The organism is Ancylobacter sp. WKF20, from assembly GCF_029760895.1.
Classification (GTDB): domain Bacteria; phylum Pseudomonadota; class Alphaproteobacteria; order Rhizobiales; family Xanthobacteraceae; genus Ancylobacter.
Genome location: NZ_CP121679.1, coordinates 4502948 through 4517247, shown reverse-complemented (window position 1 = coordinate 4517247; position 14300 = coordinate 4502948). Strand labels below are relative to the sequence as shown.

The 14300-nt window shown below is 68.3% G+C and carries 16 protein-coding genes, 2 tRNA genes and 1 pseudogene; 8 read left to right on the top strand and 11 right to left on the bottom strand.

From position 1 onward, the window contains the following. Nucleotides 1-56 precede the first annotated feature (56 nt). From AncyloWKF20_RS20835 to AncyloWKF20_RS21370, 5 genes and pseudogenes are all read left to right on the top strand, one after another. Complete coding sequence (locus tag AncyloWKF20_RS20835) at nt 57-1895, top strand: prohead protease/major capsid protein fusion protein (protein WP_279315845.1); 1839 nt, start codon at nt 57-59, stop codon at nt 1893-1895. Continuing rightward, on the top strand, nt 1895-2176 hold the full coding sequence (locus tag AncyloWKF20_RS20830) for a hypothetical protein (RefSeq protein ID WP_279315844.1): 282 nt from the start codon (nt 1895-1897) through the stop codon (nt 2174-2176). The genes AncyloWKF20_RS20835 and AncyloWKF20_RS20830 overlap by 1 nt, the downstream gene beginning before the upstream one ends. Before the next feature lies 1 nt (nt 2177). Continuing rightward, entirely contained in the window at nt 2178-2513 is a 336-nt protein-coding gene (locus AncyloWKF20_RS20825) for a DUF2190 family protein (protein ID WP_279315843.1), read from the top strand. A 14-nt stretch (nt 2514-2527) separates the two neighbouring features. After that, nucleotides 2528-2731 carry a hypothetical protein gene (locus AncyloWKF20_RS20820; RefSeq protein ID WP_279315842.1) on the top strand — a complete coding sequence of 68 codons (204 nt, stop codon included), beginning with the start codon at nt 2528-2530 and terminating at the stop codon, nt 2729-2731. Continuing rightward, a pseudogene (locus tag AncyloWKF20_RS21370) lies at nt 2715-3704 on the top strand (tyrosine-type recombinase/integrase); the annotation flags it as partial. The gene AncyloWKF20_RS20820 and the pseudogene AncyloWKF20_RS21370, both read left to right, overlap by 17 nt. Before the next feature lie 190 nt (nt 3705-3894). On the opposite strand, the gene AncyloWKF20_RS20810 reads toward AncyloWKF20_RS21370, so the two are convergent. The 9 genes from AncyloWKF20_RS20810 to AncyloWKF20_RS20770 form a co-directional block, all read right to left on the bottom strand. Continuing rightward, nucleotides 3895-3970, bottom strand: a tRNA-Phe gene (locus AncyloWKF20_RS20810). A gap of 269 nt (nt 3971-4239) precedes the next feature. Continuing rightward, a complete protein-coding gene (gene yacG, locus AncyloWKF20_RS20805) occupies nt 4240-4455 on the bottom strand; it encodes a DNA gyrase inhibitor YacG (RefSeq protein ID WP_279315841.1) in 216 nt (71 codons plus the stop codon). A gap of 15 nt (nt 4456-4470) precedes the next feature. Then, complete coding sequence (locus AncyloWKF20_RS20800; protein ID WP_279315840.1) at nt 4471-5094, bottom strand: Maf-like protein; 624 nt, start codon at nt 5092-5094, stop codon at nt 4471-4473. Between the two features lie 150 nt (nt 5095-5244). Beyond that, nucleotides 5245-5706: a low molecular weight phosphatase family protein gene (locus AncyloWKF20_RS20795; protein ID WP_279318044.1), complete on the bottom strand. Its 462-nt coding sequence runs from the start codon at nt 5704-5706 to the stop codon at nt 5245-5247. A 35-nt stretch (nt 5707-5741) separates the two neighbouring features. Further along, on the bottom strand, nt 5742-6269 hold the full coding sequence (locus tag AncyloWKF20_RS20790) for a UPF0262 family protein (protein WP_279315839.1): 528 nt from the start codon (nt 6267-6269) through the stop codon (nt 5742-5744). A 10-nt stretch (nt 6270-6279) separates the two neighbouring features. After that, entirely contained in the window at nt 6280-7572 is a 1293-nt protein-coding gene (hisD, locus tag AncyloWKF20_RS20785) for a histidinol dehydrogenase (protein WP_279315838.1), read from the bottom strand. Nucleotides 7573-7801: 229 nt separating this feature from the next. After that, nucleotides 7802-8281, bottom strand: coding sequence for a DUF2948 family protein (locus tag AncyloWKF20_RS20780; protein WP_279315837.1), 480 nt, complete (start codon nt 8279-8281; stop codon nt 7802-7804). Nucleotides 8282-8910: 629 nt separating this feature from the next. Next, nucleotides 8911-10200 (bottom strand): UDP-N-acetylglucosamine 1-carboxyvinyltransferase, encoded by a 1290-nt coding sequence (gene murA / locus AncyloWKF20_RS20775; protein WP_279315836.1) that lies wholly within the window; start codon nt 10198-10200, stop codon nt 8911-8913. Between the two features lie 182 nt (nt 10201-10382). After that, nucleotides 10383-10595: a hypothetical protein gene (locus AncyloWKF20_RS20770; RefSeq protein ID WP_279315835.1), complete on the bottom strand. Its 213-nt coding sequence runs from the start codon at nt 10593-10595 to the stop codon at nt 10383-10385. A gap of 486 nt (nt 10596-11081) precedes the next feature. Between AncyloWKF20_RS20770 and AncyloWKF20_RS20765 the strand changes: the two genes are divergently transcribed. Beyond that, a tRNA-Thr gene (locus tag AncyloWKF20_RS20765) sits at nt 11082-11156 on the top strand. A gap of 349 nt (nt 11157-11505) precedes the next feature. Continuing rightward, the gene (locus tag AncyloWKF20_RS20760) at nt 11506-11754 is read left to right on the top strand and encodes a hypothetical protein (protein ID WP_267583675.1); all 249 of its coding nucleotides are present in this window, start codon (nt 11506-11508) and stop codon (nt 11752-11754) included. Nucleotides 11755-11791: 37 nt separating this feature from the next. On the opposite strand, the gene AncyloWKF20_RS20755 is transcribed toward AncyloWKF20_RS20760, so the two are convergent. Then, the gene (locus AncyloWKF20_RS20755; protein WP_279315834.1) at nt 11792-12103 is read right to left on the bottom strand and encodes a hypothetical protein; all 312 of its coding nucleotides are present in this window, start codon (nt 12101-12103) and stop codon (nt 11792-11794) included. Between the two features lie 365 nt (nt 12104-12468). On the opposite strand from AncyloWKF20_RS20755, the gene AncyloWKF20_RS20750 reads away from it, so the two are divergent. After that, on the top strand, nt 12469-13944 hold the full coding sequence (locus tag AncyloWKF20_RS20750; RefSeq protein ID WP_279315833.1) for a PAS domain-containing methyl-accepting chemotaxis protein: 1476 nt from the start codon (nt 12469-12471) through the stop codon (nt 13942-13944). Between the two features lie 28 nt (nt 13945-13972). On the opposite strand, the gene AncyloWKF20_RS20745 is transcribed toward AncyloWKF20_RS20750, so the two are convergent. After that, nucleotides 13973-14194 carry a hypothetical protein gene (locus AncyloWKF20_RS20745; protein ID WP_279315832.1) on the bottom strand — a complete coding sequence of 74 codons (222 nt, stop codon included), beginning with the start codon at nt 14192-14194 and terminating at the stop codon, nt 13973-13975. Nucleotides 14195-14300: the final 106 nt, after the last annotated feature.

The following is a 14300-nucleotide window of genomic DNA, read 5'->3' as shown; positions in this document are numbered from 1 at the left end:
GACGATGTGCGCCATACCCTCGATGAGCGCCAGGCGAAGCGTGGAAGGAAACGCGCATGAACGCGCCTGTCGAATTCATCACCCGCCGCGCTCCTCTGGCGGCGACCAGCTGGAACCCGGACGAGCGCACCTTTGAAGTGGTGTTCTCGACGGGCGCCACGGTCGAACGCCAGGACGCGCGCGGCCCCTTCCTCGAGCGGCTTTCACTGAATCAGGACTGGGCGCCCTTCATCGGCGCTCCCGTCCTGAACAGCCACCGCCGGGGCATCCTGACTGACGTGCTGGGCTCCGTCCTCAAAGCATGGACGGTCGGCGGGAACCGAGAGGCCCGCGCGATCATCAGGATGTCCCGGCGGCCGGATGTCGAGACGATCATTCAGGATGTTCTCGACGGGCACCTCAGGGGTGTCTCCGTCGGCTACACCGTATTCGATTGGACCGAGACGACCGAAGGCGGACAGCGCGTGAAGACCGCGATGCGCTGGACCCCGGCCGAACTGTCCATCGTCCCCATTCCCGCCGACCGCCAGGCCACCATACGAGGTGTAACCATGACGGCCCCCACCGAGCCGACCAACCCGCCGGCTCTGTCCACCCCGCCCGCCGCGGCGGCCCCCAACCTCACGGCGTCCGCGGAACGGGCCGCCGTCAATGCGCAGATCCGCACCATCGCCTCCCTCGCTGGTCTCGACCAGGCATGGACCGATGGGCAGATCGATGCCGGCGCGACGGCCGAGGCCGCCAGCGCCGCTGCCTTCGCCGCCATGCAGGCCCGCAGTGCCCCGCTGCAGGCGCTACGCGGGACGCCGCCGACGATCACCATCCTGCATGACCACACGGACCCGGTGGCGATCCGTTCGGCCATGGCTGATGCCATCGCACACCGGATCAATCCCGGCCGGTGCAAACTGGAAGGCCGCGCCCGCGAGTATGTGGGTTATCGCACACTGAACATGGTCGGCACGCTCGCCCATGCGCGCGGCGACCGCGTGAACCTGAACGATCAGCACGCCCTGATCGAGCGCGCTGTCGGCGCCCATTCGACGGGGGATTTCCCCCTCCTGCTGGCGGACGCGGCGAACAAAAGCCTGCTGGCGAACTACCAGGCGGCCGAGCCGACCTATCGCGCGTGGGCGGCGCGGCGCAGCTTCAACGACTTCAAGCCGCACAACTTCCTGCGGGTGGGCGACTTTCCGCGTTTCAAGGAAATCGGCGAGAACGGAGAGGTGAAGTACGGCACCATTTCCGAGAACCGGGAGCAGGTGTCGGCAAAAGAATACAATGCTGGCATCAGCATCGGCTACCGCGCCATGGCAAATGACGATCTATCGGCAGTCGCCGACTTCTCCTCGATGATCGCCATAGGCGCCGCTGCCGACGAGAACCGTATGGTCTATGCGCTGCTCACCGGCGCACCGCTGATGTCGGACAGCAAGGCCCTGTTCCACGCGGACCATGGCAACCTCGTTACTGGCTCGGCCATTAACGGCGCGCCGCAGATCCATGCCAGCGTGAGCGCGCTGCGCAAGCAGAAGAGCCTCGATGGGCTGGCGCTGAATCTCTCCCCGCGCTTCCTCATCGTCGGACCCGACATGGAGCTCGGCGCCCGCCAAGTGGTGGCCGCCATCACAGCCACCAAGAGCGGGGACGTGAACCCGTGGGCGGGGACGATGGAGCTCATCGTAGATGCCAACATCGTCGGCAATGGCTGGTACATCGCCGCCGATCCGACTTCGGCTCCCTGCATTGTCTACGGCTATGTGGCCGGCGCCGAGGGCCCGCAGATCCGCACCGAGATCGATTTCAACACCCGCGCCGTGAAGGTCGCGGCGGGGCTCGACTTCGGCTGCGGCGTGATCGACTTCCGTGGCCTCGTAAAAAATCCGGGGGCGTGATGAGCACGATCACTCTCGGCGGCCAGAGCCTCGACACGAACGATCCGTGCGCACTCTACGAGGCGCTGTACGCCTTCAAGCTGCGGCTAATCGCAGGCGAGCGGCAGGAGGAGGTGGAAATCACCTCGCCGCTCACCAGGCGCCGCGTGCGCTTCACCGCCGCCAATCCCGAAGCCCTCGACGCGGAGCTTGAACGGCTCCGCGCCGCCTGTGACGCCCGCCTCGGCGCCGGACCCGCACGGCCCCGCGTCGTCTACTTCAACACCAGCAAGGGGCTGTGACATGAAGAACTTCATTCAGACCGGCGACATTGTGCCCGTGACGGCGCCGGCCGGCGGGCTCGGCTCCGGCGCCGGCGTCCTCGTCGGCTCGCTCTTCGGCGTGGCCATCGGCCCGGCTGCAGCCGGCGCGGCAGTGGAGATCTCCACACGCGGCGTGTTCGACTTGCCGAAGACCGGCAGCGGCGCGCTGGCGGCTGGCGCCAAGGTGTACTGGGACGATACGGCGAAGGCCGCGACGGGCACTGCCTCGGGCAATAGCCTCATCGGCGTTGCCCTCGCCGCTGCCGCTGCCGATGCCGCGAACATCCGCGTGCGCCTCAACGGCGTCAGCGTGTGAAGGAGGGCGTTGGTATGGCACGCATCCGCGCACGCTTCACGGCAGCCGAGGTTACGCGCGCCTTCAAGGGCGCGCAGAATGCCGGCGTCCAGGCGCGGGTTGAAATCGACCTCGACGGCAAGATCGTCGTCATGTCCGCGCCGGCTGAGTCCGCTCCGCTGCCCCCGCTGGAGACGGCGATGGAAGACACCAACCCTTGGGATGAGGCGATTGGCTAAGATGCCCCGACCAAACCCGCCCCACCTCTCGCGCGACACGGACAGACACGGCAACGTGCGCTGGTACGTGCGCGTGCCCGGTAAGCCGAAGATCCGCATTCGCGAGGAATACGGCACGGCGGCGTTCTGGTCGGCCTACAGCGATGCCTTGGCGGGCCGTGCGCCCGGCAAGGCAGATGGGCGGCAGGTGAAGACCGCCGCCCTCTCCGGTTCCCTCCGCCAGCTGTGCGAGCGCTATTTTGCGAGCGCCGAGTTCAAGGGATTGGATGAGACGACACGGCGGGTGCGCCGCTCCGTCCTCGAACGCCTCTGTCAGGAGACCACGGCCAACGGCAAGAAGACCTTTGGGGACCTTCCGTCGCGATCCCTACTCTCTCGCCATGTCCTCGGGCTCCGCGACAAGCGCGCTGCGACCCCCGGCGCTGCAAATTCGATGGTAAAGGCACTCAGGCAAATTTTCGCTTTCGCGATCACGCGCAAGTTGGCCGACTCCAACCCTGCCAAGGACGTGCCCTATCTTCCCAAGGTGCTGCCGGATGGCATTCCCGCATGGACGGAAACTGACGTTGCGAAGTTCCGCGAGGCGCATCCGGAAGGCTCCATGGCGCGCCTCGCGCTCATGCTTTTCCTTGAGTTCGGCCAGCGCATTTCAGATGTCCACCGGCTGGGGCCAGGCATGGTCCACGACGGAAGCATCACCTTCACACAGTGGAAGAATCGCCGGCACAAACCGGTGACACTCACCCTGCCGATAAGCGACGAACTGGGCGCGGTGCTCGCTGCCCAGCCTCCCGGCCGGGAGACTTTCCTCGTTACCGATTTCGGGCGGCCCTTCGCCTCCACCGCCGCCTTCGGCAACAAGTTTCGCGACTGGTGCAGGGACGCGAAGCTGGTGGGTCGCTCGGCGCATGGCCTGCGCAAATACTTCTCTGCCAAGCTCGCCGAGGATGGCGCCAGCGATCGCGAGATCATGGCCTTCACTGGTCATCGCACCTCAAAGGAGGTGGACCGTTACACACGATCGGCGAGCCAGAGGCGGCTCGCGCAGGCCGCTCAACAGCGCCTCGCAGCGAACAGAATTGTCCCACCGCTTTCGACGGCAGCTAAAAGTGGGACGAAAAATGAGGTTAAACCTTTGTCGGAAAACAACTTTCCCGAAGTGATGGTGCCCAGGGACGGAGTCGAACCGCCGACACTGCGATTTTCAGTCGCATGCTCTACCAACTGAGCTACCTGGGCGTAGCCGGCAACGGCCGTGGCCGTGCGGAGCGGGCGGGTTATAGAGTCTCGTTCCCCGGCTGTCCATATGTCCGGGCCAGGAAAATGCCGGCTTTTCCCCAACCCTTGTGTGAAGGTAACATAAAACCTCCAACAACCGCGCCTGCCCAGCGCCCGTCGCGCCGTGATCGCCGCAGGCGGTGCGTGGCACGCTGAAATCGGTTGGAAAGACAAGACGTTGAGCGCGGAGGCACGTCGCCCCTCTCGCGCCCCGCTGCCGGGCCCTGCCCTCACCTCTCGCGCGGCGTCGCGGGGGCGAGGGACGGCTCCTCGCCGTCCTCGTCGTCATTCTCGGTGAGGGGGATGGCGTAGCTGCCGGTGAGCCAGCGGTGGAGGTCGAGATCGGCGCAGCGACTGGAGCAGAACGGGCGGTATTTTTCTACCATGGCCTTGCCGCAGATCGGGCACGGCTTGCCGGCGAGCGGGTTGGGCGCGTCATCGGCCATGGCGGATCTCATCCCTCACGCCGGATGCCCCCAGCGCTGCAATACCGGGTAGCGCTCGCCCGCCAGCAGGGCGACGGTCTCAGCCAGCGGCAGGCCGACCACATTGGTGTAGGAGCCGACCAGCTTGATCACGAATGTGCCCGCAAGTCCTTGAATCGCATAGCCTCCCGCCTTGCCCTGCCATTCGCGCGAGGCGATGTAGGCGTCGAGTTCCTCGCGGGACAAACGCTTGAAACGCACGCGGGTTTCGACCAGACGGGCGCGCACGCCGCCCTTCGGGGTCATCAGCGCGATGCCGGTATAGACCCGATGGGCGCGGCCGGAGAGCAGGCGCAGGCAGTCCGCCGCCTCGTCGCTGGTCTCGGGCTTGGGAAGGATGCGCCGGCCCACCGCCACCACCGTATCGGCGGCGAGCAAATAGGTGCCATCATACTCCCCAGTGATCTTGCGCCGGGCGTCCGCGGCTAAAAGCTTTTGTTGCGCAAGGCGTTGCGCGAGACGCCGGGGCAGCTCCCCGCGCTCGGGCGTTTCGTCAATATCGGCCGGGAGAAGGGCTTCGGGTTCGATTCCGGCTTGGGCCAGCAGCGCCAGGCGACGCGGCGAGCCGGAGGCCAGCACCAGGCGGGGACGGGCATTCACGCAAGGAAACTCCTGATTCCGCCGGATGATCGGGCGGTCGTGTCGGGCCGCACGCTAGTGCAATCCGGGTCAAAATTGAACGGCTTATTGGTGCAGTCAGGTGAACAGTCAGGCCGATGAGGTGACCAGTCAGGCCAGTGTGACCAAGGTTCAGGGGCGGAAGCGTCGCTTGATCCGCGTCTCCAGCTCGTCGCGCACGGTGCGGTAGGCGTCCATGCGCTGCTCGCGATTGCCGCTCTCCAGCGAGGGGTCGGGCGTCGGCCAGTATTCCACGTCGATGGCGTTGGTGCGGGTCAGCTCCAGCGCGCGGTGATGGGCGTCGGGCGAGAGGGTGATGACGAGGTCGAAGGCGAGGCCCTCATTCTCCTCCAGCTCCTCCAGCGTCTGCGGCCGGTGGCGGCTGAGGTCGAGGCCGATCTCGTCGATGGCCGCCTGCACGAAGGGATCAACCTCGCCCCGGATGACGCCGGCCGAGCCGACATAGAGCGAGCGCCCGAACAGATGGCGGGCGAGCACCGCCGCCATGGGCGAGCGCACCACATTCTGCCCGCACATGAACAGCACCGATTGCGGACGCTCGCGGCGCGTGGGCCCCGCAAAAGGGTCGGCCATGAGGTCGGCAAGCGGCGCGCGGGGGGCGTCCACCCTCACCCCCTCCAGTGCAGGGCGCAGACCAGCGTGAACAGACGCCGGGCGGTGCCGAAATCGAGCGCGATCTTGTCCTTTAGCCGCTCGCGCAGCACCTCCGAGCCTTCATTGTGCAAACCGCGCCGGCCCATGTCGATCGCCTCGATCTGCGAGGGGCTGGAGGTGCGGATGGCGGAGTAATAGCTTTCGCAGACCAGGAAATAGTCGCGCACCACCTTGCGCAGCGGCGAGAGCGAGAGATGGTGCTGCACCACGGGCGCGCCATCCGTGCGGGTGATGTCGAGCACCAGCCGCCCCTCGACCAGCGAGATGGCAAGGCCATAGGGGCCGGGCGCGTCATCGCCCAGCGGGGCGAAGCTGTTTTCTTCCAGCAGGTCGTAAATGGCGACGGCGCGCTCATGCTCGACGTCGCGATTGGCCCGCCCGATCGACGCGGGATCGAGCGTCACCGCCGCGAGGCGGCGGGTGGCGGCGTGAGGATCGTCAATCGTGGGGTCGTCGCCGACCGGATCGTCGCCGTCCGCCATGGCCCCTCCGTCAGAGGTTCAGCCGGATCGCGACGGAGCGGGCATGGGCGCCGAGCCCCTCCGCCTCACCGAGCGCGATGGCGGCCGGGCCGAGCGCGCGCAGCTGCTCCCGCCCGCATTTGAGGATCGAGGTGCGCTTCATGAAGTCGAGCACGTTGAGGCCCGAGGAGAAGCGGGCCGAGCGCGCGGTGGGCAGCACATGGTTGGAGCCGCCGACATAGTCGCCAATGGCCTCCGGCGTATGCGCTCCGATGAAGATCGCGCCGGCATGGCGGATACGCTCGACCAGTGCCTCGGCATCCGCCGCCATGATTTCCAGATGCTCGGGGGCGATGCGGTCGGAAAGCGCGGGCGCTTCATCGAGGCTCCGCAGCAGGATCACCGCGCCGTAATCGGCCCAGCTCGCACTGGCAATGTCGCGGCGCGGCAGGGTGGCGAGCTGGCGCTCCACGGCGGCGATGACGGCGTCGGCGAGCGCGGCATCATCCGTCATCAGGATCGACTGCGCGGCGGTGTCGTGCTCGGCCTGCGCGAGCAGATCGGCGGCGATCCAGTCGGGGTTCTGATGGCCATCGGCGATCACCAGCACCTCGGAAGGGCCGGCCACCATGTCGATGCCGACCGTGCCGAAGACATGGCGCTTGGCGGCGGCGACATAGGCATTGCCCGGTCCGACGATCTTGGCGACGGGGGCGATGGTTTGCGTGCCATAGGCGAGCGCGGCCACCGCCTGCGCCCCGCCGACGCGGTACACCTCATCGACGCCGGCGAGCCGCGCGGCGGCCAGCACCAGCGGGTTGAGCTGCCCATCGGGCGAGGGCACCACCATGGCGAGGCGCTCCACACCCGCGACCTTGGCCGGCACGGCGTTCATGAGCACGGAGGACGGATAGGCCGCCGTGCCGCCGGGCACATAGAGGCCGACCGCGTCCACCGCTGTCCAGCGATGGCCGAGCTCGACACCGGCGGCATCGACATAGCGCCCGCTGGCGGGCAACTGGCGGGCATGGTGGGAGCGGATGCGCTCATGGGCGAAAGCCAGCGCCTCGCGCGTCGCCGGATCGGCCGCCGCCACCGCCGCGTCGATCTCGGCTTCCGTCACGCGGATGCCGATTGTGGCGAGGTCCACCCGGTCGAACTGGCGGGAAAAATCGATCAGCGCCGCGTCGCCGCGCGCGCGCACCTCGTTGATGATGCGGGCCACCGCGTCGGCGACATCCTGCGACACCTCCCGCTTGGTGCCGAGAAAGGCCTGGAAGCGCTCGGCGAAATCCGGGGCGGCGGTGGAGAGGCGAAGCGGCATGACGGCACCTGCGGGACGCGATCAACGGAAGCGCGACCCGGCGCGGCACCTGCCATGAGGCGGGCACGCATGCGGGCCAGCCCGTCCTATCGCAACCGCGCCGTCATAAGACAAGGGGCCTGCGAGGGACGATTGCGCGCAGACGCCTCAGCGGGTTCGCGCGGCGTCGCGCCAAGGCCCCGGGGAGGGCGTCCCGACCCGCCGGGCGCGGGCCTCATTCCACGTCCCCTCACTCGACGTCGTGGCAGGGGGTGCCGGCGGCGTCCCAGGCGGGCCCGAGATCCTCAAGGCCGGCTTCCATGCACTCGACATCGAGCTGCACCTCGCCGCCGCCGGAGAACAGGAAGCTCACCGTGCCGGAGGGCGCCGCGTTTTCCTCGAACTTCATGGCGAGAAGGTTGAGCACGGCCTGCTTGTTCTTCAGGTCGATGCCGCGCAGCCGCGCCGCCAGCACCCGTTCGACGCGCAGCCCGGAGCGGCGCCGCACGCAGGGCGCCGCCCGCGCCGCGACGCCGAGGGGCGCCTCGGGATCGGCCATCGCCTCGGCCTGGATGGCCTTCTCCCAGTCGAAGCGATTGGCGAGCATGACGAAGCGGCGCTCCTTCGGCAGATAGGTCATCTCGCCGATGCTCACCACCGCGTCCTGCATATGCACCGAGAGAACGGCAAGGTCTTCCGCGTCCAGCGCGATCAGTTTCAGTCCGGCCATGATCTTCGTCTCCGCCACGTCGGTCGGAGCGCGCCCGCAAGCCGCGTCCCCGCCATCACACGCGGCGTCCCGCGCCGCAACCTGTGAGCGGCAGATGGCGTTGGAAGCGCCGGCTGGCAAGGGGTGGGAGGGTGTGTTGGGGCGGAGGGCTTGGGGCGGAGGGAGTGAGGAGTGCGGGAGTGGGGAGTCCGCCAGTGTCACGCCGTCATGGCCGGGCTTGGCCCGGCCATCCACGACTTTTGGACACGAGGGCGGGAGGGAAGGCGTGGATCCCCGGGTCAGGCCCGGGGATGACGGTCTATGGGTTGGGAAGGGTATCGGGGGTTGCCAAAGAGTCCGGCGCTGGGTCCCGGCTCGGCGCTCCGGCTTCGCCGTCGCTGGGCCGGGACACGAGCGGGCGGGCGCGCGCGACGAGGGCCTACCTCGTGCCACCGCCCTCATCCGTTCCCCGGACGAGTTGCGCGCAGCGCAATGATGATCCGGGGCCCAGGAGAGACTCGCGAAGCGCCATACGCTCAGCCGACCTATCCGCCCAGCTACGTCGTGGATCCCCGGGTCAGGTCCGGGGATGACCGTGCTCGTGTTGGGAGCCTTCCGGCACAAGCGGGGCGCCGGGCCCCCCACCGGCCTCAGCCGGCGATGCGCTCGATCTGCGCGCCGCAGGTGGAGAGCTTTTCCTCCAGCCGCTCGAAACCGCGGTCGAGGTGGTAGACGCGGTGGATCATGCTCTCGCCCTCGGCCGCCAGCGCGCCGATGACCAGCGACACCGAGGCGCGCAGATCCGTCGCCATCACCGGCGCGCCGGTGAGCTTCTCCACGCCCTCGATGGTGGCGGTCTCGCCGTCGAGATGGATGCGCGCGCCGAGGCGGGCGAGCTCCTGCACATGCATGAAGCGGTTCTCGAAGATCGTCTCGGTGATCTTCGAGGTGCCGCGCGCCCGCGTCGTCAGCGCCATGAGCTGCGCCTGAAGGTCGGTCGGGAAGCCCGGATAGGGCGCGGTCGACACCTCGACCGGGGAAATCCCCGCGCCGTTGCGCTTCACCCGCAGCCCCTCATTCGACACCGTCACCTCGGCACCGGCCTGGCGCAGCGTGTCGAGCGCCGATTCCAGAAGGTCCGCGCGGGCGCCGGCGAGCAGCACGTCGCCGCCGGTCATCGCCACCGCCATGGCATAGGTGCCGGTCTCGATGCGGTCCGGCAGCACGGAATGGCGCGCGCCCTTGAGGCGCGGCACGCCGATAATGCGGATGGTCGAGGTGCCCTGCCCCTCGATGCGCCCGCCCATGGCGTTGATGCAGTCGGCGACATCGACGATTTCCGGCTCGCGCGCGGCGTTCTCGATAATGGTCTCGCCATCGGCGAGGCTCGCCGCCATGAGCGCCGTATGGGTGGCGCCGACCGAGACCTTCGGGAAGTCGATGCGCGCGCCCTTCAGCCCCTTGGGGGCGCGGGCGAGCACATAGCCCGCGTCGATCTCAATCTCGGCGCCCAGCGCGCGCAGCGCGTCGAGGTGGAAATCGACCGGGCGCGTGCCGATGGCGCAGCCGCCGGGCAGCGAGACCTTGGCCTGGCCCATGCGCGCCAGCAGCGGGCCGATGACCCAGAAGCTCGCGCGCATTTTCGAGACCAGCTCATAGGGCGCGGTGGTGTCGACGATGACGCGGGCGTCGATCTCCATGGTCTGGCCGGCATAGGCATCATCGCCGCGCCGCTTGCCGTTCACCGTGATGTCGATGCCGTGATTGCCGAGGATGCGCTGGAGCAGCGCGACATCGGCGAGGCGCGGCACATTCTCCAGCACCAGCTTCTCGTCGGTGAGCAGGCCGGCGATCATCAGCGGCAAAGCGGCGTTCTTGGCGCCGGAGATCGGGATGGTGCCGTTGAGCGGGTTGCCGCCGACGATGCGGATGCGGTCCATGAAGGTCAGTTCTCCTTAGCGCCCGGAAGGACGGCGCGCCCGTCCTGCGGGCCGCGTTGGCGACGGTCCGGGCGACATGGCCGGCCGATGAGGCCGATTCGTGACGCCGACGCCGGCTACATTTCCCAAAGGGTCTAGCGCGAGTGGCGAGGCCACACAACGCGCGGCATCAGCCGCCGGTTTCAGCCGCCGATCTTGGCGGGAGAAACAGCGGTAGCCGAGGGCGGCGCCTCGCCCTCACCCGCGAGGACCGGCTCCGCCGCCCCCTCGCCCGGCGCGGCGTCGGCGCCGGGCGAGGCTGCCCGCCCTTTCGACTGCGCCTTGCGGCGCTTGAGATTTTCCCGCAGCGCCGCCGCAAGGCGCGCCGCGCGCTCGGCATCATCCGGCGGGCTCATCGTGGTCGCGTCCCTCATCGCGTCGCAGTCGGGGCTTCTGCCTTAGCGCCGCCCGCTGCGGGAGAAAAGGCTTTCCTCCGCCCGCCGCGCCGGCACGGCCGGGCGGGCCAGTGGCGATGGGGAGCGGAGGCGGCCAAGGGCCCCCTCGCCTCGCGACGCCTCTCCCACCGAATCGGCCATGACCCGACGGCGCGCGGCTGGGCCGGAGTTTGGCGGGCGCTTGGCACGGGGCGTGACAGCGGGCGCGGTGTGGGGCTTGGCGAGGGATGTTGTCGGGCGGCAGCAGGACCGCGCCTGTCGCACCCTGCCCGCCCCGGCGCCGGCCCCTGCGCCGGCCCCTGCGGGTCGCGTCGACGAGCGCGCGGACCGGGGCGGCGCGTCCGGCCTTGTGTCAAGCTTGGGGAATCCCCGCCGCGACGCTTGCGCCGGCCGGCACACTGTGGCAAACGTCCCCGCGCTTCGGCGGCACACCCGCCACGCACCGATGCTGCGGTAGCTCAGTGGTAGAGCACTCCCTTGGTAAGGGAGAGGTCGAGAGTTCAATCCTCTCTCGCAGCACCAGCCGCCCCAAGGGGTTGCGGCGGCAGGCGTTGGTCCCTGTGACAGTTTCAGTGACAGCAGCGACCGAATTCGGTCGACCGACTCCCATCTCCACGGCACGGCCCGGCCACCATGGCGTGATGACGTTGATCGCCACGGTGATGGGCATGCCGCGACCCGGCGTTTGATCGACGGGCACGCTGAGATCCATGGCAACATACATTGGGCGCGGGTGCCGCGGGGCGTTGGCCTTCCTGTGCCGATGGCCCTTCCCCCGTCGCCGCGAGCGCGAATTCCCGCGATGCGACGTCGATGGTTCTTGCTTTGTTCACTCGACTGACGCCAGAGTGCCGCAACTCAGGAGTCGGCCATGCCCAAGAAGACCTTCTATGTCGTCCAGCCCTTCGTGGCCGGCAAGCGCGGGGCGATAAAGGCGGGCCTGCCGATGGAGGTGCGCAATGCCGCCGATGCGGCGCGCATCGCCGAGCGCATGAGCCTCGTGAAGCTTGGCGCCATTGCGTTCTCGACCGATGTCGAGCCCGAGAGCGGCGATGCCGATCCGCCGGTGCTGATCGCCTCCTTTGGTCAGGTACCCGACGGGGTGCTGGAGCCCGCCTAGGTTCCGAACCGGGCGCGCCTCGCTGAGCCGCGCACCCTCACCGCTCGCGGAGCAGGCGCTCGCGGCAGTGGTAGCCGATGAAGCACTGGTTCTGGTCGGCGGTCTGCAGCCAGGCGGGGGCGGTGGTCTGGTCGGCCGCGCAGTAGCTCTGGTTGCTCACATAGCGGTCATAGATGTTGGGGCCGGTGCCGATGACCACGGCGCCCTGCTGGCGCACCAGCGCGCTCGTGGCGGCGCAGGTGAGGCGCAGCGAATCCGGGCGGGACTGCGCGGCGGCGGGGGCCAGCGGGACAAGGCTCGCCGCAAGAGCCAGACCGGCCGCGGTGGACAGGAGGGGAATCGCGCGCATCGTGCACCTCATCAGCAACAAGATCGCCCGGCCTTGCTGGAAGACCCGCAGCGGTAGAACTCTGCCCTTGCCGGGCGACGGAGAACAATCACAAGTGGCGTAGCGGAAGATCGATGTCGCGCGTGCCGCCTGCGTCGCATGTCGGCCGGTCGATGTCGGCATCTCGCCATTTCCGTTCCACCCCGGCTCGACCGTGCGCACCTCGAAACCCGGCCAACGCGTCGAGGCCCAGACAGTCGGCCGCCGGGCTCGAACCGGGATGACGCAGCAAGGACCTGTCGCGTTCGACACACCATCCCGACGCAAGCCTGCCTTCCTACGCCATCACCATCTGCCGCGCGTAGACGGCGGGTGGAGATTCCTGCATGCGCCTGTTTTCCCGTCGCGACGCCCAGCATACGCTCGATGCTCTCGACCGCTCGCTCGCCATCATCGAATTCACGCCGGACGGCCGCGTCCTCCACGCCAATGCCAATTTTCTCTCGGTGATGGGCTACGCGCTCGACGAGATCGTGGATCAGCCGCATGCGCGGTTCGTCCAGCCCCATGAGGCCGCGAGCGCGGAGTACCGGCAGTTCTGGGACGAATTGCGGGCCGGCCACCACAAATCGGCCGAGTTCCAGCGCGTGGCCAAGGACGGACGGCCGATTTTCATCCAGGCGACCTACAACCCGATCGTCGTCGGTGGCAAGGTGGTCAAGGTGGTGAAGTTCGCCACCGATGTGACGCAGCAGAAGCTCATCCAGGCCGAATATGGCAGCCTGCTTCAGGCGGTCGGCAAGTCGCAGGCGATCATCGAATTCACGCCGGATGGCCATGTGCTGACGGCGAACGCCAATTTCCTCGCCGCCGTCGGTTATACGCTGGACGAGATCCGCGGGCGCCACCACGCCATGTTTGTCGCGCCCGAGGAGCGGGAGAGCCAAGCCTACCGCCAGTTCTGGGCGAAGCTCGGCCGCGGCGAGTTCCAGGCGGGCGAGTTCCGCCGCATGGGCAAGGGCGGGCGCGAGGTCTGGATCCAGGCCTCCTACAACCCGGTCTATGATCCGGCCTGCCGGCTCACCAAGGTGGTGAAGTTCGCCACCGACACCACCACCCAGGTGCTGGAGCGGCGCCGGCGCGAGAGCGCGCAAACCACGATCAGCGCCGATATCGAGAGCATTTCGCGCGAGATCAGCGACACCACACGGCAGGCCGCGAGCGCGGTGGACGCGACCAGCCAGACCTCCACCAGCGTCAATGCGGTTGCCTCGGGCGCCGAGGAGCTTTCCGCGTCGGTGGAGGAAATCAGCCGTCAGGTGAACATCGCGCTCGACATCTCCCGCGACGCGGTGACCGAAGGCGAGCGCACCAATGCGGTGGTGGCCGGCCTTGCCGACGCCGCCCAGCGCATCGGCCATATCATCGACCTGATCAACCGGATCGCCGCCCAGACCAACCTTCTCGCGCTCAACGCCACCATCGAGGCCGCGCGCGCGGGCGAGGCGGGGCGCGGCTTCAGCGTGGTCGCGACCGAGGTGAAGGACCTCGCCAGCCAGACCGCGCAGGCGACCGGCGAGATCACCACCCAGATCGCGGCGGTGCAGCGCTGCACGCAGGAGACGGTGACCGCGCTCGCGGCCATCGCCCGGCGCATCGGCGACATCAACGAAATCTCGACCGGCATTGCCGGCGCGGTGGAAGAGCAGTCGGCGGTGGCACGCGACATGTCGCACAGCATGCAGATCGCCGCCGAGGGCGTCGCCACCATCACCCGCAATATGAGCGCCATCGCCAACTCGACGCAGCAGGTCGAGAGCGCGACGCATGAGCTTCGCAAGGCGGCGCGCAGCATCGCCTGAGCACGGCCGAGGCCAGGCGAGCGCGCCTTCAGCGGATGAATTCGACCGTGTCGAGCGAGATGAGCTGGCTGCCCTGATAATTGCCGTCATGCAGCCGGCAGAGCATGAAGCGGTCGGCGACCTCGATGGGGCCGTAGGCGGTGATCAGCTCGCCGCTGCGCAGCTTGATGGTCAGCGCGTGCTTGCGGTCGTCCTTGGCCACTTCCTTCAAGAGGTCGCAGATGCTCCGGTCGCTGGTGCAGATGTTCATGGTGGTCCTCCCAGGGGTCCGCCCTTCGGATCGGCTCTCACCGTCCGGGGCTATTTTGGACACCAACCGGAGAGGGAACCATCCGGTTCCCTACCGACACACAGCA